General features: G+C 68.8%; 18 protein-coding genes. 9 read left to right on the top strand and 9 right to left on the bottom strand.

Annotation, left to right across the window (positions count from 1 at the left end):
* Positions 1-99 precede the first annotated feature (99 nt).
* The gene (locus tag JHW41_RS10195) at positions 100-468 is read left to right on the top strand and encodes a hypothetical protein (protein WP_250449829.1); all 369 of its coding nucleotides are present in this window, start codon (positions 100-102) and stop codon (positions 466-468) included.
* Positions 469-525: 57 nt separating this feature from the next.
* On the opposite strand, the gene JHW41_RS10190 is transcribed toward JHW41_RS10195, so the two are convergent.
* Positions 526-753 carry a hypothetical protein gene (locus tag JHW41_RS10190; RefSeq protein ID WP_231736119.1) on the bottom strand — a complete coding sequence of 76 codons (228 nt, stop codon included), beginning with the start codon at positions 751-753 and terminating at the stop codon, positions 526-528.
* Positions 754-840: 87 nt separating this feature from the next.
* On the bottom strand, positions 841-1,077 hold the full coding sequence (locus JHW41_RS10185) for a hypothetical protein (RefSeq protein ID WP_250449828.1): 237 nt from the start codon (positions 1,075-1,077) through the stop codon (positions 841-843).
* 224 nt (positions 1,078-1,301) lie between these two features.
* Here JHW41_RS10185 and JHW41_RS10180 point away from each other — a divergent pair, with 224 nt between their 5' ends.
* Positions 1,302-3,200: an ABC transporter ATP-binding protein gene (locus JHW41_RS10180; RefSeq protein ID WP_250449827.1), complete on the top strand. Its 1,899-nt coding sequence runs from the start codon at positions 1,302-1,304 to the stop codon at positions 3,198-3,200.
* A gap of 243 nt (positions 3,201-3,443) precedes the next feature.
* The gene (locus tag JHW41_RS10175) at positions 3,444-4,640 is read left to right on the top strand and encodes a PQQ-dependent sugar dehydrogenase (RefSeq protein ID WP_250449826.1); all 1,197 of its coding nucleotides are present in this window, start codon (positions 3,444-3,446) and stop codon (positions 4,638-4,640) included.
* A gap of 146 nt (positions 4,641-4,786) precedes the next feature.
* On the opposite strand, the gene JHW41_RS10170 is transcribed toward JHW41_RS10175, so the two are convergent.
* On the bottom strand, positions 4,787-7,180 hold the full coding sequence (locus JHW41_RS10170; RefSeq protein WP_250449825.1) for a Tex family protein: 2,394 nt from the start codon (positions 7,178-7,180) through the stop codon (positions 4,787-4,789).
* A 283-nt stretch (positions 7,181-7,463) separates the two neighbouring features.
* Here JHW41_RS10170 and JHW41_RS10165 point away from each other — a divergent pair, with 283 nt between their 5' ends.
* Positions 7,464-8,273, top strand: a complete 810-nt coding sequence (locus tag JHW41_RS10165; RefSeq protein ID WP_250449824.1) for a ferredoxin--NADP reductase — start codon at positions 7,464-7,466, stop codon at positions 8,271-8,273.
* Positions 8,274-8,277: 4 nt separating this feature from the next.
* The gene (locus JHW41_RS10160) at positions 8,278-8,868 is read left to right on the top strand and encodes a TlpA family protein disulfide reductase (RefSeq protein WP_250449823.1); all 591 of its coding nucleotides are present in this window, start codon (positions 8,278-8,280) and stop codon (positions 8,866-8,868) included.
* 37 nt (positions 8,869-8,905) lie between these two features.
* On the opposite strand, the gene JHW41_RS10155 is transcribed toward JHW41_RS10160, so the two are convergent.
* Positions 8,906-9,829 (bottom strand): LytTR family DNA-binding domain-containing protein, encoded by a 924-nt coding sequence (locus JHW41_RS10155; protein ID WP_078999178.1) that lies wholly within the window; start codon positions 9,827-9,829, stop codon positions 8,906-8,908.
* A gap of 154 nt (positions 9,830-9,983) precedes the next feature.
* Between JHW41_RS10155 and JHW41_RS10150 the strand changes: the two genes are divergently transcribed.
* A complete protein-coding gene (locus JHW41_RS10150) occupies positions 9,984-11,177 on the top strand; it encodes an acyltransferase family protein (RefSeq protein WP_250449822.1) in 1,194 nt (397 codons plus the stop codon).
* A gap of 276 nt (positions 11,178-11,453) precedes the next feature.
* Complete coding sequence (locus JHW41_RS26810; RefSeq protein WP_428995531.1) at positions 11,454-11,612, top strand: DUF6053 domain-containing protein; 159 nt, start codon at positions 11,454-11,456, stop codon at positions 11,610-11,612.
* Here the strand turns inward: JHW41_RS26810 and JHW41_RS10145 are convergent.
* From JHW41_RS10145 to JHW41_RS10130, 5 genes are all read right to left on the bottom strand, one after another.
* Positions 11,542-12,027: a glutathione peroxidase gene (locus JHW41_RS10145; protein WP_078999176.1), complete on the bottom strand. Its 486-nt coding sequence runs from the start codon at positions 12,025-12,027 to the stop codon at positions 11,542-11,544. The genes JHW41_RS26810 and JHW41_RS10145 overlap by 71 nt on opposite strands.
* 89 nt (positions 12,028-12,116) lie before the next feature.
* The gene (locus JHW41_RS26805) at positions 12,117-12,446 is read right to left on the bottom strand and encodes a DUF6053 domain-containing protein (protein WP_428995497.1); all 330 of its coding nucleotides are present in this window, start codon (positions 12,444-12,446) and stop codon (positions 12,117-12,119) included.
* On the bottom strand, positions 12,352-14,652 hold the full coding sequence (locus JHW41_RS10140) for a TonB-dependent receptor (protein WP_428995496.1): 2,301 nt from the start codon (positions 14,650-14,652) through the stop codon (positions 12,352-12,354). Before JHW41_RS10140 ends, JHW41_RS26805 begins: the two co-directional genes overlap by 95 nt.
* A gap of 566 nt (positions 14,653-15,218) precedes the next feature.
* Positions 15,219-17,291, bottom strand: coding sequence for an amidohydrolase family protein (locus JHW41_RS10135; RefSeq protein WP_250449821.1), 2,073 nt, complete (start codon positions 17,289-17,291; stop codon positions 15,219-15,221).
* Between the two features lie 78 nt (positions 17,292-17,369).
* Complete coding sequence (locus JHW41_RS10130; RefSeq protein WP_250449820.1) at positions 17,370-17,783, bottom strand: VOC family protein; 414 nt, start codon at positions 17,781-17,783, stop codon at positions 17,370-17,372.
* A 191-nt stretch (positions 17,784-17,974) separates the two neighbouring features.
* On the opposite strand from JHW41_RS10130, the gene JHW41_RS10125 reads away from it, so the two are divergent.
* Complete coding sequence (locus JHW41_RS10125) at positions 17,975-20,188, top strand: M3 family metallopeptidase (RefSeq protein ID WP_250449819.1); 2,214 nt, start codon at positions 17,975-17,977, stop codon at positions 20,186-20,188.
* Between the two features lie 349 nt (positions 20,189-20,537).
* The gene (locus tag JHW41_RS10120) at positions 20,538-21,305 is read left to right on the top strand and encodes a response regulator transcription factor (RefSeq protein ID WP_057948034.1); all 768 of its coding nucleotides are present in this window, start codon (positions 20,538-20,540) and stop codon (positions 21,303-21,305) included.
* Positions 21,306-21,421 lie beyond the last annotated feature (116 nt).

Genomic DNA, 21,421 nt, shown 5'->3' with positions numbered 1-21,421 from the left:
GTAAGGCTGGCGGTGGGGACGGTTATTCTACCCGTCCGGCCTCGCCGGCGGCCCCGGCCGCCTGTTTTGGGCCCAGCCCTCTGCGGAAAACAACGTCCCATGAGCTATCAGCCGCCGAAATCGCCGACCTCCGCGCCGGCCCAGTCCCCGTTCAACCCGGCCTGGCTGCTGGCCGGTCTGGTCGCCAGTTCCATCGCCGGCGTCGGCTCGCTGCTGCTGGTGCCGCAATTCAGCCAGGTCTGGGCTTCGTTCGACGCCGAGTTGCCGGCGCTGACCGCCTGCTTGCAGGCTTACCCCTGGGCGCCGTGCCTGTTGCCGGTGGCGGTGCTGGCGGTCTGGGCCGCCGCGCCACGCGCGCGGCGCGACCGCTGGGCCTGCGCGTTCGGCGTTTTCGCCGGCATGGCGGCGATCGCACTGATGCTGGTGGCGCTGTATCTGCCGATCTTCGTGCTCGCCTCGAAGGTCTGAGCCACGTCGATCCGGCCAGGAAGCGGCCCGCCCCGACCGGAGCGGGCCGCGCCGGCATTACTGCGGGCAGGCGTCGAGCACGCAGGAGCGCCACTGCAGCTCGCAGTAATACGCGCCGGCGCCGTGTTCCTGCTCGCACTCGCGCTGCAGGTCGTAGCAATAGACGCCGCCGGCGCAAACGATCAGGTCGCGCGGCGCGGCGGTCGCGCCGAACGCGAACGCGAAGGCGAACAGGGCCAGGGCGAGGCCGGCGCGGCGGGTCTTGAGCATGGCGAACGATTTCATTCGAACTTTCCTTTTCGATGGCGGGTTTCGATAGCGGCGACGGGCCGGGCCCGGCCGCGGGTCATGGGTCGCAGTGCCGGCGCGGACTTACTGCGGGCAGGCGTCGAGCACGCAGCCGCGCCACAGACGGTCGCAGAACGCCGCGCTCTTGCCCGAATCCAGGCACGGCTGGCGCACTTCGGCATCGCAGTAGACGCCGCCGCCGCAGACGATGATGTCGCGCGACGCCGCGGTCGCGCCGAACGCGAACGCGAAGGCGAACGCCGCCAGCGCGGCGGTCGCGCGCCAGCGCTTGAGCGGCGCGGGCAATGGCTTGAAGGTCATGCGAATTCTCCTTTTCGTGGCGAACCGGCCGTGCCGCGGCCGGGCGCTCCGCGCGGAGCGCGCAGTTACCTTACCCGCGCGTCCGCCGGCCGCGACCTGTCAGTAACCACAGCGCAAATGTTCGAAACCGCGACGGCGCGCATGAAGGCCGCGCGCGCCGCGTCGTCGCCGGCCGCCACGGCGCCGTGACGCCGCCGCGCCGCGGGAGTTGGCAGAATCGCCGCATGAGCCGACCCGATCCCGCCCCTCCCGCGCCGTCCGATCCGGCCCGCGCCGCCGGCCACGCCGGCAAGCCCAGCCTGCGCGAGCGCTTCGACGCGCTGCGCAACCTGCCGCCGTTCCTGCGCCAGATCTGGGCCACCAGCCCGGCGCTGACCCTGGTCACCCTCGGCCTGCGCCTGGTCCGCGCGCTGCTGCCGATCGCGACCTTGTACGTCGGCAAGCTGATCATCGACGAGGCGGTGCGCCTGGTCGCCTCCGGCGTACACGTGGATTCGCTGGCCCAGGCCTGGCACGGCGGCCAGCTCGACACCCTGGCCGCGCTGCTGTTGCTCGAATTCGGCCTGGCGGTCGGCTCCGACCTGCTCGGGCGGGTCATCAGCTACGGCGACCAGTTGCTGTCGGAACTGTTCACCAACGCCACCAGCGTGCGCCTGATGGAGCACGCCGCGAACCTTGACCTGGAAGACTTCGAAGACCCCGACCTGCAGGACCGCCTCGACCGCGCGCGCCGCCAGACGGTGGGGCGGATGAGCCTGATGAGCCAGTTGTTCGGCCAGGTCCAGGACACCGTCACCGTGATCAGCTTCGCCGTCGGCCTGCTGGTCTACGCGCCGTGGCTGATCGCGCTGCTGGCGGTGGCGCTGATCCCGGCCTTCGTCGGCGAGGCCCACTTCAACGCGCTGGGCTATTCGCTCAACTACGCCTGGACCCCGGAACGGCGCCAGCTCGAATACGTGCGGCAGATGGGCGCCAGCGTGGAAACGGCCAAGGAGGTGAAGATCTTCAACCTCCACCGCTTCCTGATCGCGCGTTATCGCCAGCTCGCCGACAAGTTCTTCAAGGCCAACCGCGCCCTCGCCCGCCGCCGCGCGTTGTGGGGCACGGTGCTGGCGGGGCTCGGCACGCTGGGCTACTACGTCGCGTACGGCTACATCGCCTGGCGCACGGTGAAGGGCGATTTCAGCATCGGCGATCTGACTTTTCTGGCCGGCAGCTTCCGCCGCCTGCGCCAATTGCTCGAAGGGCTGCTGGTCGGCTTCTCCCAGGTCGCCGGACAGGCGCTGTACCTCGACGACCTGTTCTCGTTCTTCCGGATCGAGCCGGAGATCGCCTCGCCGGCCGACGCCGCGGCGGTGCCGAAGCCGATCCGCACCGGCTTCGTATTCGACAACGTCGGCTTCCGCTATCCCGACGCCGAGCACTGGGCGCTGCGCGGGCTGAGCTTCGAGCTGCGCGCCGGCGAAGTGCTGGCCCTGGTCGGCGAGAACGGCGCCGGCAAGACCACTTTGGTCAAGCTGCTGGCGCGGCTGTACGACCCCGACGAGGGCCGCATCCTGCTCGACGGCCGCGACCTGCGCGAGTACGACCTGGACCAGCTGCGCGCGAGCATCGGCGTGATCTTCCAGGACTTCGTCCGCTACCACCTCACCGCCGGCGAGAACATCGGCGTCGGCCAGATCGACGCGATGGACGACGGCGAGCGCATCCGCGAGGCGGCGCGGCGCTCGATGGCCGACGAAGTCATCGAATCGCTGCCGATGGGTTACGACCAGCAGATCGGCCGGCGCTTCAAGACCGGCGTGGACCTGTCCGGCGGGCAGTGGCAGAAGATCGCGATCGCCCGCGCCTACATGCGCGACGCGCAGGTGATGATCCTCGACGAACCGACCGCGGCGCTGGACGCGCGCGCCGAGTTCGAGGTGTTCCAGCGCTTCAAGGAACTGTCGCAGGACAAGACCGCGGTGCTGATTTCGCACCGCTTCTCCAGCGTGCGCATGGCCGACCGCATCCTGGTGCTGGCGCAGGGGCGGCTGGAGGCCAGCGGCACCCACGAGGAGTTGTTGGCGCAGGGCGGGCGCTATGCGGAGTTGTTCGAATTGCAGGCGGCGGGGTATCGGTGAGCGGCGGCATGCGGTCGTGCGCGCGGCCGTTGCGGCGGCACGGGCATAGACGGATGGCGACGTAGGCGAAGGTTCGCGGTCGCGGCTCGCGCCGCTCCTACAGGGAGCCCATGTAGGAGCGGCGCAAGCCGCGACCGCCATGTTCAGGCCTCTGCGCGAGCTACAAACGCAAACACAAGTCGAATTGTCGCGATCACCGCATCGGGCTATGGTCGAACGCATGTCCCCGCCCAGGAGCGATGCATGACTTTCGACCTACGCCGCGGCGCGCTCGCCGCCGCCCTGCTGCTCAGCCTGGCCGCCTGCCAGCAAGGCAACGACGCCGCGGCCGCGGCCGCCGCGCCAAAGCCGGCGCCGACGCAAGCCACCACCCACGCCGTGCCGAGCGAACTGGGCGAACTGCAGGTGACCGAAGTCGCCAGCGGCCTGGAGCATCCCTGGGCGGTGGCGCTGCTGCCCGACGGCGGCTTCCTGGTCACCGAACGCCCCGGCCGCCTGCGCCGGGTCGGCGCCGACGGCGCGATCTCCGCGCCGCTGAAGAACGTGCCCGAGGTCTGGGCGCAGGGCCAGGGCGGCCTGCTCGACGTAGTGCTGGCGCCGGACTTCGCCAGCAGCCAGCGCATTTATCTCAGCTACGCCGAGCCCGGTCCCGACGACAGTGCCGGCACCGCGGTGGCGACCGCCACGCTCGGCGCCGACGCGCTGAGCGATGTGAAGCGGATCTACCAGCAGCAGCCGAAGCTGGTCGGCCCCAATCATTTCGGCTCGCGCATCGCCTTCGACGGCAAGGGCCACGTGTTCATCACCCAGGGCGAGCGCCAGCAGCGCATGGCCTCGCAGGAGCTGGACAAGCTGCAGGGCAAGTTGGTGCGGCTGAATCTCGACGGCAGCGTGCCGGCCGACAATCCGTTCGTGGGCCGCGGCGACGCGCGCGCGGAAATCTGGAGCTACGGCCACCGCAACATGCAGTCGCTCGCGATAGACCCGCGCACCGGCACCGTGTGGGAAGCCGAACACGGCCCGCGCGGCGGCGACGAGATCAACCTGCCGCAAGCGGGCAAGAACTACGGCTGGCCGATCGTCACCCACGGCATCGACTACAGCGGGCTGAAGATCGCCGAGGCCGAAGGCAAGGAAAAGCCCGGGATGGAGCCGCCGTACCACGTGTGGGAGAAATCGCCGGCGCTGTCGGGCATGGCCTTCTACACCGGGCACGCCGGCTCGGGCTGGAACGACAGTCTGTTCCTGGGCGCGCTGTCGGACGGCAGCCTGATCCGGCTGAGCCTCGACGGCGACAAGATCGTCGGCGAAGAACGACTGCTCAAGCCGCTGGGCTGGCGCATCCGCGACGTGCGCGTGTCGGCCGACGGCAAGGTGTATGCGCTGACCGACGACAGCGATGGCAAGTTGTTGCGGATCGAGCCGCCCAAGGCGAAGTGATGGCGGCGGCGCGGTAGGACGGGTTCGTCGCTGTTGAAGGTTCGCGGTCGCGACCGCGCCGATGCAACCACCGCGAAAACCACCCGCAGCCCGATAACGAAAAAGCCGCCCGAGGGCGGCTTTTTCTTTGCATCGCTACGCGCGAATCAGGACTTCTGCTTGGCCCGCGCGAAAGCATCCGCCAGCGCACCGCCCAGCGGCGCCGAGCCCTTGCCCGGCGGCGCGAACGAACCGCCGCGCTGCTGCGGCTGATCTCGGCGACCGCCGCCGCGCGGACCGCCACGGTCGTTGCGCGGCTCGTTGCCACCGCCGCGTTCGCCGGGCGCGCGCGGCGCCGGCACCGGGTCGTCCAGGCGCCGGGTCAGGGCGATGCGCTTGCGCGGGATGTCCACTTCCAGCACCCGCACCTTGACCACGTCGCCGGCCTTGACCACGTCGCGCGGGTCCTTGACGTACTTGTCCGACAACGCCGAGATGTGGATCAGGCCGTCCTGGTGCACGCCGATGTCGACGAACGCGCCGAACGCGGCGACGTTGCTGATCACCCCTTCCAGGATCATGCCGACCTGCAGGTCCTTGAGGTCCTCGACGCCGTCGGCGAACTTGGCCGCCTTGAACTCGGGGCGCGGATCGCGGCCGGGCTTTTCCATTTCCTTGAGGATGTCGCGCACGGTCGGCACGCCGAACTTCTCGTCGGTGTACGGCTCCGGCTTCAGGCTGCGCACGAACTGCGGATCGCCGAGCAACTGCTTCACCTCGCGCCCGCACTGCTTGACGATGCGCTCGACCACCGGATACGCCTCCGGGTGCACGGCCGAGGCGTCCAGCGGCTCGTCGCCGTCGACGATGCGCAGGAAACCGGCGCATTGTTCGAACGTCTTGTCGCCCAGGCGCGGCACCTTGAGCAGTTCCTTGCGGGTCTTGAACGGGCCGTTTTCGTCGCGGTGGCGGACGATGTTCTCGGCCACGGTCGAGGACAGGCCCGAGACCCGCGCCAGCAACGGCGCCGAGGCGGTGTTGACCAGTACGCCGACCGCGTTCACGCAGTCCTCCACGCGCGCGTCGAGCGCGCGCGCGAGGCGGTACTGGTCGACGTCGTGCTGGTACTGGCCCACGCCGATCGCCTTGGGTTCGATCTTGACCAGTTCGGCCAGCGGATCCTGCAAACGCCGCGCGATCGACACCGCGCCGCGGATGCTCACGTCCAGATCCGGGAACTCCTTCGAGGCGAACTCGGACGCCGAATACACCGACGCGCCGGCTTCGCTGACCACGGCCTTGGTCAGCTTGGCATCGGCCATGAGCTTGATCAGATCGCCGGCGAGCTTGTCGGTTTCGCGCGACGCGGTGCCGTTGCCGATCGCGATCAGCTCGACCCCGTGCTTGACGCACAGCGCGCGCAGCGTGTGCAGCGACTGGTCCCACTGCTTGCGCGGCTCGTGCGGGTAGATGGTGTCGTGGGCGACGAACTTGCCGGTGGCGTCGACCACCGCGACCTTGACCCCGGTGCGCAGGCCCGGATCGAGCCCTAGCACCGCGCGCGGACCGGCCGGCGCGGCCAGCATCAGGTCCTTGAGGTTGTCGCCGAACACTTCGATGGCTTCGGCTTCGGCCTTTTCGCGCGCCTGGCCGAACAGGTCCAGCAACAGGTGCAGGTGCAGCTTGGCGCGCCAGGTCAGGCGGCAGCAGTCCAGCAGCCAGCGATCGGCCGGGCGGCCCTGGTCGCTGATGCCGGCGTTGACCGCGACGCGGCCCTCGCCCTGCTGGTGGCCGGCTTCGGCGTCGCTGCCCGGATCGAGGTCGAGGAACAGGATTTCCTCGCGGCGCGCGCGGAACAGCGCGAGCAATCGATGCGAAGGAATCTTGGCCAGCGATTCGACGTGGTCGAAGTAGTCGCGGTACTTGGCGCCTTCGTTCTCCTTGCCCTCGGCCACGCGCGCGCGGATCATCCCGACTTCGCCGAGCCAGGTGCGCAAGCCGCCGACCAGGGTCGCGTCCTCGGCCCAGCGCTCCATCAGGATCGCGCGCGCGCCGTCGAGCGCGGCCTTGACGTCGGCGACCTGCTTTTCCTCGCTGACGAAACCGGCGGCGAACTCGTCCGGCTTGAGCGTCGGATCGGCCAGCAGCGCATCGGCCAGCGGCTCCAGTCCGGCCTCGCGCGCGATCTGGGCCTTGGTCCGGCGCTTGGGCTTGTACGGCAGGTACAGGTCTTCCAGCCGCGCCTTGCTGTCGGCGGCCTCGATGTCGGCGCGCAGCTCGTCGCTGAGCTTGCCCTGCTCGGCGATGCTCTCCAGCACCGCGGCGCGGCGGTCCTCCAGCTCGCGCAGATAGCGCAGGCGCGATTCCAGATCGCGCAGCTGGATGTCGTCGAGCCCGCCGGTGACTTCCTTGCGGTAACGGGCGATGAACGGAACCGTGGCGCCTTCGTCCAGCAGGCCGACCGCGGCCTGGACCTGCGAGGTTTGGGCGCCGATCTCGCCGGCGATGAGCTGGGCGATCTTGCGGGCGATCTGTGCGGACTGCGCGTTCTGGTCTTGCATCGTTTCCAATCGTCTAGCCCCGACCGCGGGGCGCGCGTGGATTGTCGCAATGCTGGGGGGATGGGGGAACCCGTTGACAGGACTAGGGTTTTGGGGTCCGGGAGGGGCAGGAGTGAGCGGAGAGGAGTGAGGAGTGAGCAAGGGCGGAATCCTGCCTTCGCTCACTCCTCACTCCTCTCCGCTCACTTCTCACTCTCCTCTCCGCTCACTTCTCCAAGATAAGAATCGATCTCATCCAATCGAGTACAATACCCGTCCGCCCCGCTCCACAGCCCACCGCGCAATGTCCTCCGCCTTTGGCACCGAGACGGTGCTGGACGTCCGTCACTGGACCGACGACTACTTCAGCTTCACCACCACCCGCGACGACGGTTTCCGCTTCGACAACGGCCAGTTCGTGATGATCGGCCTGCAGGTGCCGAACGAGGCCGGCGTGGTCAAGCCGCTGTTGCGCGCGTACTCGATCGCCAGCGCCAACTGGGAAGAGCAGCTCGAGTTCTTCAGCATCAAGGTGCCCAACGGCCCGCTGACCTCGCGGCTGAAGTCGATCCAGCCCGGCGACAGCGTGCTGGTCGGGCGCAAGCCGACCGGCACCTTGCTGATCCACGACCTGCATCCGGGCCGCAACCTGTACCTGCTCGGCACCGGCACCGGCTTCGCGCCGTGGCTGTCGGTGATCAAGGACCCGGAGACCTACGAACGCTTCGAGAACGTCGTGCTCTGCCACGGCGTGCGCAGCGAGCAGGACCTGGCCTACCGCGACTACATCGTCAACGAATTGCCGCAGCACGAGTTCCTCGGCGAGCAGATCGCGGCCAAGCTCAAGTACTACCCGGCGGTGACCCGCGAGGACTTCGTCTTCGACGGCCGCGACCAGCGCGGCCGCCTGACCCAGATGATGGACAGCGGCCGGATGGCGGACCAGCTCGGCCTGGCGCCACTGGACGCCGAACATGACCGCGCGATGATCTGCGGCAGCCCGCAGATGCTCGCCGACTTCCGCGAGATCCTCGACCGCCGCGGCTTCGTCGCCGCGCCGCGCATCGGCACGCCGGGGCAGTATGTGTTCGAGCGCGCCTTCGTCGAGAAGTGAAGCCTTGCGCCGGCTGAGGCCGCTGGCCGGCTTGCTCGTGGCGCTCGCCTGCGCGGGCGTCTACTCGAGCACGTCGGCGCAAACGCCCGCCCCCGCCGCGCCCCCTGCGGCGGCGCAACCCGCGCGTGCCGCGTCCGCCGCGCCCGCGCTCGGCGATCCCGCGCCCGACTTCCTCGGACTCGACCGCAGCGGCCGACCGGTCAAGGTCAGCGACTACCGCGGCAAGCCGGTGGTCATCAGCTTCTGGGCCGGCTGGTGCGCGCCGTGCCGGCGCGAGCTGCCGATGCTGTCGACCCTGCAGCGCTCGGTCGGCCGCGAGCATCTGCAGGTGATCGCGGTCAACCTCAACGAACCGCGGCACGACTACGAAGAATTCCTGCGCCTGAACCCGGACCTGGACCTGGACTTCATCCGCGACCCCGGCAGCGCCGCGCGCTACTACGGCGTGCGCACGGTGCCGAACCTGTTCGTGGTCGACCGCGACGGCAAGCTGGTGCAGGCGCACCGCGGCTATTCGCCGGAGAAGATCGAGCAGTTCGTGCGCGAACTGGCGCCGCTGCTGCCGCCGCGGGCCGCGCGCAAGCCCGGCGGATGAAGCGCCGGCGCGGCGGTTGCGCCCGCCGCGCGCCGGCTCACCCCGCCCGCCGATCGCGCCGCAACGCCGCGCGATAGCGCCGGCTGCACGGCACGTGGCTGCCGTCGCGCATGGTGATGCGGGCGTCGCCGCTCTCCAGCGGTTCGATTTCGCCGACGCAATCCAGATTCACGATGTAGCTGCGGTGCACGCGCGCGAAGCGTCCCGGATCGAGCTGGCCCTCGATCGCCGCCATCGTGCTGCGCAGCGGATAGTCGCGGCCGCGCACGCGCAGGTTGACGTAGTTGGACGACGCCTGCAGCCACTCCACTTCGTTGGCCGCGACCAGGAACTCCTTGCCGAGCTTGCGCACCAGGAAGCGCTCCGGGCGCTCGGGCTGGGCCGGCTCGGGCAGGTCGTCGGGCGGCGCCAGCACGCTGGCTTCGCCCTGCAAGCGCCGCAGCAGCAGCCGGTAGCCTTCGATCCACAGCACCATGTAGCCGTAGGAGCGCGCGTCCTTGAGGTATTCGTAGACGAGGTTGATGCCCCAGCCGCCCAGTTCGTAGCGTTCGCCGACGCTGGCGTAGACCGCCTGCCGGATCGCGACCATGCCGACCACGTGCAGGACCGACCAGACCACGCTGGCGAGCAGGTGCAGGGCCAGCGTCCGGCGCCAGCCGTCGAGCTGCAGCGGCACCGCGCGGGTGAACCAGACCAGCGCCGGCACCAGCGCCAGCGCGGTCGCGCAACTGCTGGTCTCCCACACCAGCGGCGCCCAGTCGGGGATGTCCAGGCCGTAGCGGTGGATGTCGATGATCGAAGTCAGGGTGCCGGCGGCGGCGTTGACCGCGAACAGCGCGACCCAGAAAGCGATCTCGACCGGCCGGCGCCAGGGTCGGTAGCGGTCCCAGGCGCCGCGCTCGGGCTCGGCGGCGGTGGCGGGCGGGACGGCGGCGAGGGCCGCGGAAGCATCGGCGTTCATGCCGCGCATTCTCGCCCGCGCGCGGCCCGGGACGGCAACCGGTCGTCCCCGCGGACCGCGTTCCGTCCCCGCCGCGCCCCGTCCGGTCACCCCGCGGCGCCGCGCAAGTGATTGAACCGGCAAGGTTCGCCCCTCCTCCCAGCGCGGACCGACCATGCAACGCCGCTACGACATCGACGCTCTGCGCGCCCTCGCCTTCTGCCTGCTGATCCTCTACCACTGCGCCATGCTCTACGTCGCCGACTGGGGCTGGCACCTCAAGAGCACGCACCTGTCCGAGGGCCTGCAGTGGCCGATGCTGCTGGTCAACCGCTGGCGCATGGACCTGATCTTCCTGATCTCCGGCCTGTCGGTGCACTTCCTGCTGCGCGGCACCGGCGCGGGCCGGTTCCTGGCCGAGCGCAGCTGGCGCCTGCTGCTGCCGCTGACCTTCGGCTGCCTGGTCGTGGTGCCGATCCAGCCGTACGCCCAGGGCGTGGCCAACGGCCTGGTCGAACCCGGCTTCGGCGCCTTCCTGCTGCGCTACTACCAGTTCAAGCCGTGGCCGCAGGGCGCGTTCGACGGCTGGCAGTACGGCTTCACCTGGAACCACCTGTGGTACCTGGCCTACCTGTGGGTCTACACCGTGGTCCTGGCCGCCTTGCTGCCGCTGCTGCGCAGCCGCGCCGGGTCGCGGCTGCAGGCCGCGCTGGCCTCGTTGCGCGGCTGGGCGCTGCTGGCCTTGCCGGCGTTGCCGCTGGCGCTGTTCTCGATCCTGCTGCAGCCGCACTTCGCGGACACCGGCGACCTGATCCACGACTGGCATCGCCACGCGATCTATTTCACCGTGTTCCTCTACGGCTACTGGCTCGGCAACGACGCCGGCCTGTGGGCCGAGCTGACCCGGCTGCGCCGGCGCACGCTGACCTTGGCGCCGCTGCTGTTCGCAGCCTACCTCGCGCTGCTGAAGCTGCTGCCCGAAGACGTGCCCGACGCCGTGCAGTACCTGATCTGGACCTTGCGCAGCGCCTATATCTGGACCGCGCTGTGCGCGATCCTCGGTTGGTCGCACCAGTTGTTGAACCGGCCGCTGCGCTGGCTGCCGTGGGCGACCGAGGCGGTCTATCCCTGGTACGTGCTGCACCAGAGCCTGATCGTGCTGATCGCCTACTGGATCCTGCCGCTGAAGTTCGGCCCGGTCGCGGAACCGGCGATCGTGCTGGCCGGCACCGTGGCGGGCTGCTTCGTGCTGCACGAGATCGTCCGGCGGGTGCCGCTGTTGCGGCCGTGCTTCGGCTTGAAAGCGCGCAAGCGGCGCGTGCCGGCGGGCTTGGGCCCGGCTTCGGCGCCGGCGCCGAAACCGGCTTGAGGCGCGCAAGTTTTCAGGGCGCGTCGCAACCTTCGTGCGTCGCGCCTGCCCGCCGTCATGCCCGCGGAGGCGGGCATCCAGGGTTTTACCGAAGCATGACGCTGAAGTCTGTGGATCCCCGCTTTCGCGGGGATGACGGTTTGCGAGAGTCGCGGCGAAACCTTCCTGCCGTCATGCCCGCGAAGGCGGGCATCCAGGGCTTCACCGAGGTATGACGCCGAAGTCTCTGGATCCCCGCCTTCGCGGGGATGACGGTTTGGCGCAGGCGCCAGCTTGGTGGGAGGGCCTTCAGGCCCGACGCTCTCGTTTCAGATCGCGGCGATCGGCAACAAAAGCGTCGGGCCTGAAGGCCCTGCCACAGGCGTCAGGCCGCCAGCGCTTTCTCGATGTCCGCCGCGATCGACTCGGGCTTGTCGGTCGGCGCATAGCGCTTGAGCACGCGGCCGTCGCGGCCGACCAGGAACTTGGTGAAGTTCCACTTGATCGCGTCGATCCCGAGGAAGCCGCCCTTCTCGTCCTTGAGCCACTTCCACAGCGGGTGCGCCTTGTCGCCGTTGACGTCGACCTTGCTGTACATCGGGAAACTCACGTCGTAGGTCAGCGCGCAGAATTCCTTGATCTCGGCCTCGTCGCCCGGCTCCTGGTGGCCGAACTGGTCGCAGGGAAAGCCGAGCACGTCGAAGCCGCGGCTCTGGTAGTCGCGCTGCAGTTTTTCCAGGCCGGTGTACTGCGGAGTGAAGCCGCACTTGGAGGCGACGTTGACGATCAGCAGCACCTTGCCGCGGTAACGGTCGAGCGACTGGTCGCGGCCGTCGATGTCGACGGCGGAGAAATCGTAGGCGATGGTCATGGCGAAGCTCGCGCTCGCTGGGGAGGTGGCGGAACGATAGCGCGTCGAGGCGGGCTTTGCCCGGCGCGGCGCGCGGACGGCCACTGCGGTCACGGTTCGCTTCGGTGACGGCAGTCGGCTCCCGCAGGACCGTTGCGGGCTCTAGTGGGAGGGACTTCAGGCCCGATGCTCTTGTGCCAGATCGCGGCGATCCGAGCGAACGGCATCGGGCCTGAAGGCCCTCCCACAAGAGCGGAGCCGGGCCTCGCGGATACCGTCCCCGCAAAAAAACGGCCCGCCGAAGCGGGCCGTTCGATGCGATCGCTCGCGGACGCCGGGACGCGGTCAGAACTGCGCCTTGAACTCCACGCCGACGATGCGCGGGTCGTTGACGAAACCGACCAGGTTGTTGAAGTCGATGCCGCCGACCGCGCGCACATCGTCGAGGATGTTGCGCCCGTACACGGCCACGTCGTAGCGGCCGTTGTCCCACATGTAGCCCACGCGCAGGCCGCCTTCGGTCAGCGACTTGCCGCGGAACTCGCGCGCCTCGTACAGGAAGAAGTTCACTTCGCTGCGGTAGGCCCAGTCGGTGAACACGTAGAACTCGTTGCCGTTGGCCAGCGGCACGCTGTAGCGCGCGGTCAGGTTGTAGACCCACTTGGGCGCCTGCGGCAGCGGGTTGCCGTCGATCGCCGCGAGGGTCTGGCCGTTGCGCACCACCAGCGGATCGGTGACGGTGCAGCCGCCGCCGCACGGGGCCACGAACAGGTTGGCGTCCTTGATTTCGGTGTCGTTGTAGCTGGCGCCGAAGGTCACCATCAGGTTGTCGGTCACGTAGGCGTCGAAGTCGACTTCCACGCCCTGGCCGACGGTCTTGTCGGCGTTGAGCAGGATGGTCTGGTTGAGCGCGCCGCCGACGGCGTTGATCTGCTGGTTGTCGACGTTGTAGCGGAACAGCGCCACGCCCAGGCGCGCGCGCTTGTCGAACAGGTCGGCCTTGATGCCGGCCTCGTACGAAATCACCTTCTCCGCGTCGGCCACCGAGGGCTGCGGCGGGGTCTGGAACAGCAGGCGGCCCTGGATGCTCGGCGCGCGGAAGCCCTTGGCGACGCGGGCGTAGAGGTTGATCTCGTCGGTCGCCTGGAACACGCCGCTGACGTCCCAGCTGACGTCGTCGACGTCGGTCTTGACCTTGAACGGACCCGACACCGGCGCGCCGAACGGCGCGCTCTGCAGCACGCTGGCGGCGAAGTCCTTCTTGTCCTGGGTGTAGCGCAGGCCGCCGCGCAGCTTGAAGCGGTCGGTGACCGCGTACTCGACCGAGCCGAACGCCGCCCAGGCCTTGTTGCGCTGCTTCTGCTGGGCGTGGCCGGCCTGGATGCCGCCGGCGAGGGTGTCGTAGTTGAGGCTGTCGACGGTGATGTCTTCGTCGAAATAGAACAGGCCGGCCTGCCAGTTGAACGGGCCGCTGTAGTTGGATTCCAGGCGGAATTCCTGGGTCCACTGGCGGTGGTCGGGCAAACCGTCGGCCGATTCGGCGGTGAACGGAATGCCGGCCGGGGTGCTGCCGCCGGGCAGGAACGCCGCGCCGATGCCGCCGTCGATGTCGCCGCGGCTCAGCGATTCGGCCGACTCGTAGCCGGTGATCGAATACAGGGTCAGCTCGTTCGACAGGTCCCAGCTCAGCTTGGCGCTGGCGCCGTGGGTCTTGAGGTTCTGGAAGTTGCGCCCGTCGATGCCGACCTTGTCGACGTCGAAACCGTCGAACAGATCATTGGTGCCCTTCTTGAACAGCATCGCGCGGAACAGGCGCGCGGTGCCGTTGAGGCGGCGCGCGTGCACGTTGAACAGCGCATGGAAGGTGTCGCTGCCGTCGTACTGCAGCTGCAGGCGCAGCGCGGATTCGTCGTAGCCTTCCAGCTTGCGGTCGGGGCCGTTGGGATTGGTGTTGTCGACCCAGTCGTCGCGGCGCTGGTACATCGCCGAGGCGCGGCCGGACCAGTTCTCGCTCAGCGGGCCGCTGATCGCGCCTTCGAAGTTGGTGGTGCCGTAGGTGCCGTAGGAGATCTGGCCGTAGCCGGTCAGCTCGCGGGTCGGCTTGGCCGATTCGAACTTGACCACGCCGGCCGGGGTGTTGCGGCCGAACAGCGTGCCCTGCGGGCCGCGCAGCAACTCGACGTTCTCCAGGTCGAACACCGGGAAGCCCTTGAGCAGCGGGTTCTCGAGCACGATGTCGTCGTACACCAGCGACACCGGCTGCGACGCGTTCAAGTCGAAGTCGGTGTTGCCCAGGCCGCGGATGTAGAAACGCGGGAACGCGCGGCCGAACGAGGATTCGATGTTGAGGCTGGGCAGACGGCCGGACAGGAAGCGGATGTCGCCGCCGCCGGAGCCGAGCACGTGCAGCTTCTCGCGGTCGACGGTGGTCAGCGCGACCGGGACGTCCTTGGCGCGCTCGACCTTGCGCTGGGCGGTCACCATCAGCGCGTCGAGGGTCTTGGCCTCGCCTTCGGCCGGCGCCGCGGCGGCGGGCTGGGCGTCCTGGGCGAAGGCGACGGAGGAGGCGAAGGTCAGGCCGACGGCGAGCGCGAGCTTGTGGCTGCGCAGGGTACGGCGGCGGGGAGCACCAAGGTGCTTGGGCATGGTCGGGTTTCTCGGTGGACGGCGCATGGGGCGCCAGTGCTTGGGAAACCGCCGCGACGTCGCTCCCTGGCTACGGGGGATGGGACGCGAGCGCTGGACGGCGAAGGTCGATCGGACCGCCCCTTGGCGGTCGTGACGCGGATCGGCCCGCGCCGTGGTCGGCTCATTGACGGCGCGAATGTTACCAAATCATTAAAGAGCCTGTGCTCGAACGGCTGGAGGGCGATGGAAAGCCTAGCCAGATCAGCGACTTGCGGGGTCTAAGACAAAGCGAAAGGCAAAATGGATTCCGGCTTTCGCCGGAATGACGGCCTGCCAGCGGCGATGGCTATTGCCGCGGACCTGGCCGCAGGCCTGGCTCAAGCCCAAGCGCAGGCTTGGCCGTGGACCCGCCGGCGGCGGGCCGCGTTCCCGCTGCCTCCTGCCTCCCGCTTCCGTCATTCCGGCGAACGCCGGAACCCATTTTGATCTTGCTTGCAGCCGCGCGGCCGCCTGCCCCGCCGCGGCCCGGATCGGGCCGCGGGGAGCAAGCAAAGCGACGCTCACGCCGCGCGCGTCCGCCGCGCTTACTTCGCCGCCGTCACCTTCGCCGCCGGCGCGAACGGCTTCACTCCCAGCTCGGCGTACACCTCGCTCGGGTAGTACGCGGTCTGCCCTTGCAGCACCAGCGAGATCTTGCGGATGTCGCCGATGTCGCGGGTCGGGTCGCCGTCGACCAGGATCAGGTCCGAGCGCTTGCCCGCGCTGACCGAGCCGCGGTCGCCGTCGACCCGCGCGACCTTGGCCGCGTCGCGCGTGGCCACCTGCAGCGCCTGCGCCGGAGTCAGGCCGGCGCGCACGTACAGCGCCAACTCGTGCTGCAGGGTGAAGCCGGGGACTTCGTCGGTGCCGGCCAGCAGCGGCACGCCGGCCTTGTAGGCGCGGCCGACGAACTCGACCAGCTTGTCGTAGGACTTGTTGTAACGCTGCCAGGTCGCGTCGTCGGGGATGTTCATCTCCGCCGCGCGGCGGCCGCGCTGCACGTCGGGCGGCAGGTGGGTGTCGACCGCGGTGAAGATCGGCGACAGCTCGCCCTCGCGCTGGTGCAGGAACTCGAAGGTCGCCAGGGTCGGATCGATCGCGATCTTCTTGCTCGCCAGGGTCTGGATGAAGTCCTGCACCGGCTTGGAATCCAGGTCCAGGTCGGCGGTCTTCTCGGCGACGAGATAGAAGCGCTGCAGCGTGCGCGTGTCGGTCTTGTCGTCGACGAAGAAGTTCAGCATCAGCTGGTTGATGTGCTGGATTTCGTCGAAGCCCTGGTCGACCACGTCCTGCGCGCGCAGGAACGCCGGCACGTGGCCGCTCACGCGCATGCCCTTGCCGTGGGCGTAGGCGACGGTGTCGCGCAGCACCGCCTTGGGGAAGGAGTTGTAGATCTTGATCTGCGGGTAGCCGTGTTCGGAATACCAGTCCACCGCTTTCTTGGCTTCGTCCAGGTTCTTGATCACGAAGCCGTTGCGCGCGGAGTAGTCGCTCTCGCCCTCGATGAAGCCGGCCGGGACCACGTTCGGCGACATCAGCGTGCCGCCCTGGATCTCGCCGATCATCTGCTGCAGCGTCGCGTTGTCGTTGCCCATGTCGCGCACCGTGGTCACGCCGGCGGCGATGTTGAGCCCGCCGTCCCAGCGCGAGACGTGGCCGTGCATGTCGAACAACCCCGGCAGCAATGTCTTGCCCTTGCCGTCGACGGTGCGCGCGGCCTGCACGTCCTTGCCGGCCTTGCCGACCGAGACGATCCTGCCGTCGCGCACCAGCACGTCGGTCGGCGCGCCCACCGCCGCCTTCTCGCTGTCGAACACGCGCACGTCGCGGATCAGCGTGGCGCCGGCGAAATCGTGGCCGAGCTTCTTGCGCAGGTCGACCAGCAGCTCGCCCTCGGCGGCCTTCTGCCGGGTTTCCAGGTCGTTGGCGTTGGCCTGCCAGCCGTCCTGGATCAACTGCAGGAAGCCCGGATAGATCAGCGCGAACACGCGCGGCTGCGCTTCGACCGTGGCCCAGACGAAGTTCGGGGTGAAGCCCTGGCCGGTCAGCGCCAGCAACTGCACGGTCTGGCGCTTGCCGTCGCGCACGACGCTGGCCTCGCCGAGCTTGCGCGAGCTCAGGCTGCCGCCCGGCAGCAGCGGCAGCCGGCCGTCGCTGCGCTTGGCCAGCGCGCCCAGCGCCACCGACAGCCCGGCCGGGGCGCCGCCGAGCGGCGAATACAGCGCGGTGCCCGACACCGGCATCTCGCCCTGGTCGGACTTGGTCTTCCAGCGCACGCGATCGCCGTCGCGCTGGAAGCTTTCCTCGACCTTGGCGCCGAAGGTCGAGGTGCCGGTCACCGAGTACGTGCGGTAGGTGCCGTCCTCGGCCAGGGTGTAGGTCTCTTTCAGCTCGGGGCCGCGGCCGTTGTCCTTGAACACGAACTCGACCGTGGTGGTGCCGTCGTCGGCGACCGACACCACCTGCTGCCCGGCCTGCTTGCCGCCGTCGACCAGGGCCAGGTAACGCGTGGTTTCGGCGGCCAGCGCGCTGGCGCTGAAGCTCAACAGCAGGCCCAGGGCCAGGCTGCGTGCGGCGATCGAGGTCGGACGGGGATTACGCGGGCGCACAAGGGTCATCGGCACGGACTCGGCTGAGTGTTGCGGTGGAAGATCGGGGAAGCAAACGGGAAAACCGCGACGGACCGGCGCAGGCGCTCAGTCGTCCTGGCTGTGGGTGATCATCAGCACATAACCGTCCGGATCGCGCGAGCGGAACTCGCCGCGCGGCCGATAGAACGGATAGCCCATCGGGCCGGCTTCGAAGCCGGCGGCGCGCACGCGTTCGCGCATGCCGTCGACATCGTCGCAATAGACGTAGAACAGCACCGCCTGGACGCCGTCGTCGACCGGGCCGTCCGCGCGCACCAGCATCATCTGCGCGCCGGCGGGGCTTTGCATCCAGGCCCACACCGGCTCGTCGCCGCATTCGGGCACGCGGTGGACGTTGCCGACGGCGAAGCCGAGCAGTTCGTAGAACCCGATCGAGCGCGCCACGCTGGCGACGTGGATCATCGGCACGAACGCCTGCGCGACCGGCGCGCCCGCGCCGCCTTGCGATGACTGATTCATCCGCTGCTCCCGCGTGAAGTGCCCGGAGTGTAAACCGCGCCGGTCGGCGCCGGCCCGGGCGGTTGGTCATGCGCGATCTGCCGGTTCGCCCGCGCCGCGGCCCGCGCCGGCGCCGGTCTATGCCTTTCGTCATGGGCTGGCCCCGGGCCCATGGGGTAGGCTTCGGGGTTCCCTTTGACGAGGTTGAAGACATGAAGCACCCGCTCGCCGCAGCGCTGGCCGTGGCCCTGTTCGCCACCCTTCCCAGCCTGGCCCACAATGCCCAGGCCCAGGCCAAGACCGGAACCGCCGTGACCCAGACCGCCCCCAACGCCCAGCCGAGCGCCAACCCGTTCTTCCAAGCCAGCCCGCTGCCGCTGCACTACCCGCAGTTCGACAAGATCAAGGACGCCGACTTCGCGCCGGCCTTCGATCGCGGCATGGCCGACCAGCTCAAGGAAATCGCGGCGATCGCCGACAACCCCGAGCCGGCCAGCTTCGACAACACCATCCTGGCGATGGAGCGCTCGGGCCAGATCCTGACCCGCGCGATCTCGACCTTCTTCAACCTCACCGGCACCGACACCAACCCGACCCGCGAGAAGCTGCAGCAGACCTACGCGCCGAAGCTGTCGGCGCACCGCGACGCGATCTCGCTGAACCCGAAGCTGTTCGCGCGGATCAAGGACCTGTACGAGAAGCGCGCTTCGCTCGGCCTCGACCCCGAAGGCGTGCGCCTGATCGAGCGCTACTACTCCGACTTCGTCCGCTCCGGCGCCAACCTGACCGAAGCGCAGAAGACCAAGCTCAAGGCGATCAACGCCGAGCTGGCCGAGCTGGGCGCCAAGTTCAGCCAGAACGTGCTGGCCGAGGTCAAGGAATCGGCGATCGTCGTCGACACCAAGGAAGAGCTGGCCGGCCTGTCCGACGAGCGCATCGCCGCCGCCGCCGAAGCGGCCAAGGCGCGCGGCCTCAAGGACAAGTACCTGCTGACCCTGCTCAACACCACCGGCCAGCCGCCGGAAACCGACCTGACCAACCGCGCCCTGCGCGAGAAGCTGCACAAGGCCTCGGTGATCCGCGGCAGCCGCGGCAACCAGTACGACAACACCGCCATCGTCTCCAAGGTGGTGGGCCTGCGCGCCGAGCGCGCCAAGATGATGGGCTACCCGAACTACGCGGCCTACGTGCTGGAAGACGAGACCGCCAAGTCGCCCGAGGCGGTCAACAAGATGCTCGGCCAGCTCGCCCCGGCCGCGGTCGCCAACGCCAAGCGCGAGGCCGCCGACCTGCAGGCGATGATCGACAAGGAACAGGCCGCCAAGGGCGAGAAGAGCTTCCAGCTCGAGCCGTGGGACTGGGCGTTCTACGCCGAGAAGGTGCGCAAGGAGAAGTTCGCGTTCGACGAAGCCGAGCTCAAGCCCTACTTCGAGATGAAGAACGTGCTGGAGAACGGCGTGTTCTACGCCGCCGGCCAGCTCTACGGGCTGAAGTTCAAGCAGCGCACCGACCTGCCGCTGTACCACGCCGACACCAGCGTGTACGACGTGTACGACGCCAACGGCAAGCAGCTGGCGATCTTCATCGCCGACATGTACGCGCGCGATTCCAAGCGCGGCGGCGCGTGGATGAACTCCTACGTGGAGCAGTCCGAGCTGTTCGGCACCCTGCCGATCGTGGCCAACCACCTCAACATCCCCAAGCCGCCGGCCGGCAAGCCGACGCTGATGACCTGGGACGAGGTCACCACGATGTTCCATGAGTTCGGCCATGCCCTGCACGGCATGTTCTCGAACGTGAAGTACCCCTACTTCTCCGGCACCAGCGTGCCGCGCGACTTCGTCGAGTTCCCCTCGCAGGTCAACGAGATGTGGGCCGACTGGCCGTCGGTGCTGGCCAACTACGCCAAGCACTACCAGAGCGGCCAGCCGATGCCGAAGGAACTGCTCGACAAGGTGCTGGCGGCGTCGAAGTTCAACCAGGGCTTCACCACCACCGAGTACCTCGGCGCGGCGATGCTCGACCAGAACTACCACCAGATCGGCGACGTGTCGCAGGTGCCGGCGCCGAAGGACGTGATGGCGTTCGAGACCGCCTCGCTGAAGAAGGACGGCATCTACTACCCGCCGGTGCCGCCGCGCTACCGCACCCCGTACTTCAGCCACATCATGGGCGGCTACGCGGCCGGCTACTACGCCTACATCTGGTCGGAAGTGCTCGACGCCAACACCGTGGAATGGATCAAGCAGCACGGCGGCCTGACCCGCGAGAACGGCGACCGTTTCCGCGCCACCCTGCTCTCGCGCGGCGGCAGCAAGGACGCGCTGCAGCTGTTCCGCGACTTCGCCGGCCACGAGCCGAAGATCCAGCCGCTGCTGGAGCGCCGCGGCCTGACCGCGCCGGCGCCGGCCAAGCCGGCCAAGTAAGCCGGGCGGCGGTCGTCTCTCCGGGCCGGCATAAGGCCGGCCTGGAGGACGCCCCGAAACCCACGCGACACCCGTCGGACCGGCCTTGCGCCGGCCCGGCGCAAGAAGGGCGGCGTACCGTGTCCGGTGCGCCGCCCTTCTTGCGTTGGAGCGCACATGGGCCACATTCAATGCGTTATCACGATCTAAATATTGAGCATTAATTGACTGTTTTTAGAGGACTTTTGGCGAATAAAGATTTATGTCACATTAGATTCCAATGGACCCCCACTAACCTGATATTGGATATCGACGGCACTGTTTCTACTTAAGAAAACAGCTTGAAGTTCGATCAACAGGGGACATCAGGATGGCCGCCATTTCAGCAGTCCACCCCGGCTCCGGCCTCAACGGCGCCGACCACCGCAACAGCCGCCGGGTCGCCGTGGTCGAGCGCGACCCGAACCTGCGCCAACAGATCCAGCATTCGCTGCTGACCCGCCAGTTCGCCGTGGTCGAGTGCGCCAACGCCACCGCGCTGTACCGCAACCTGCTGAGCGCGCCGTGCGACATCGCGGTGATCGCCAGCGACCTGCCCGACGACAATCCGCGCAACGTCGCCCTGCACCTTCGCCAGCATTCGGACATCGGCATCATCGTGCTCGACGCCGAAGCCGGTTACGGCGGCCCGTCCGACGGCTATCACGAGATCGCCGACGCCTGCTTCCGCAAGCCGGTCGACCTGGACGGACTGGCGACGGTGGTGACCGCCATGCACAGCCTGCAACACCACATGCGCGCGCTGCCCGCGCGCGCCGGCAGCGGCCAGGCCGAATGGGAACTGGCCCTGGACGGCTGGACCCTGCGCACGCCCGACGGCGCCAGCATCGACCTCAGCGCGCCCGAGCGCAGCGTGTTGCTGCGCCTGGTCAACACCGGCGCCGGCGGCCATCCGGTCTCGCACGACAGCCTGATCGGCTCGCTGACCAACGACGTGTACGACTTCGACCCGCACCGGCTGGAGATGCTGATCTACCGCCTGCGCAAGAAGGTCGCGGTGATGAGCCCGCTGCCGTTGCCGCTGCGCGCGGTGCGCGGGATGGGCTACCTGTGCACGATCGTGCGCGCGAGCAACTGAGGCGCGCCATCGCGACGCGCAACGACGGCGGCTGCGGCCGCCGTCGCTGTTTCGGGCGGGCGGCGCGTTGGAGGCTCGGGTCCTGCCTCGATGGCGCCCTGGATGCCCGCCTTCGC

It is taken from the genome of Lysobacter enzymogenes, from assembly GCF_023617245.1.
GTDB lineage: Bacteria > Pseudomonadota > Gammaproteobacteria > Xanthomonadales > Xanthomonadaceae > Lysobacter > Lysobacter yananisis.
Note: the sequence above shows the minus strand (reverse complement) of the source record. Positions and strands in the feature narration are given on the sequence as shown.

What these genes read in the sequence shown, in the direction of transcription:
- JHW41_RS10195 (WP_250449829.1), top strand. Translation starts at nt 100, where the DNA reads ATGAGCTATCAGCCGCCGAAATCGCCGACCTCCGCGCCGGCCCAGTCC.
- JHW41_RS10190 (WP_231736119.1), bottom strand. Translation starts at nt 753, where the DNA reads ATGAAATCGTTCGCCATGCTCAAGACCCGCCGCGCCGGCCTCGCCCTG.
- JHW41_RS10185 (WP_250449828.1), bottom strand. Translation starts at nt 1,077, where the DNA reads ATGACCTTCAAGCCATTGCCCGCGCCGCTCAAGCGCTGGCGCGCGACC.
- JHW41_RS10180 (WP_250449827.1), top strand. Translation starts at nt 1,302, where the DNA reads ATGAGCCGACCCGATCCCGCCCCTCCCGCGCCGTCCGATCCGGCCCGC.
- JHW41_RS10175 (WP_250449826.1), top strand. Translation starts at nt 3,444, where the DNA reads ATGACTTTCGACCTACGCCGCGGCGCGCTCGCCGCCGCCCTGCTGCTC.
- JHW41_RS10170 (WP_250449825.1), bottom strand. Translation starts at nt 7,180, where the DNA reads ATGCAAGACCAGAACGCGCAGTCCGCACAGATCGCCCGCAAGATCGCC.
- JHW41_RS10165 (WP_250449824.1), top strand. Translation starts at nt 7,464, where the DNA reads ATGTCCTCCGCCTTTGGCACCGAGACGGTGCTGGACGTCCGTCACTGG.
- JHW41_RS10155 (WP_078999178.1), bottom strand. Translation starts at nt 9,829, where the DNA reads ATGAACGCCGATGCTTCCGCGGCCCTCGCCGCCGTCCCGCCCGCCACC.
- JHW41_RS10150 (WP_250449822.1), top strand. Translation starts at nt 9,984, where the DNA reads ATGCAACGCCGCTACGACATCGACGCTCTGCGCGCCCTCGCCTTCTGC.
- JHW41_RS10145 (WP_078999176.1), bottom strand. Translation starts at nt 12,027, where the DNA reads ATGACCATCGCCTACGATTTCTCCGCCGTCGACATCGACGGCCGCGAC.
- JHW41_RS26805 (WP_428995497.1), bottom strand. Translation starts at nt 12,446, where the DNA reads ATGTGCGCGCGGTCGGCGGCATCGACTTCAACAACCTGGTCGGTTTCG.
- JHW41_RS10140 (WP_428995496.1), bottom strand. Translation starts at nt 14,652, where the DNA reads ATGCCCAAGCACCTTGGTGCTCCCCGCCGCCGTACCCTGCGCAGCCAC.
- JHW41_RS10135 (WP_250449821.1), bottom strand. Translation starts at nt 17,291, where the DNA reads ATGACCCTTGTGCGCCCGCGTAATCCCCGTCCGACCTCGATCGCCGCA.
- JHW41_RS10130 (WP_250449820.1), bottom strand. Translation starts at nt 17,783, where the DNA reads ATGAATCAGTCATCGCAAGGCGGCGCGGGCGCGCCGGTCGCGCAGGCG.
- JHW41_RS10125 (WP_250449819.1), top strand. Translation starts at nt 17,975, where the DNA reads ATGAAGCACCCGCTCGCCGCAGCGCTGGCCGTGGCCCTGTTCGCCACC.
- JHW41_RS10120 (WP_057948034.1), top strand. Translation starts at nt 20,538, where the DNA reads ATGGCCGCCATTTCAGCAGTCCACCCCGGCTCCGGCCTCAACGGCGCC.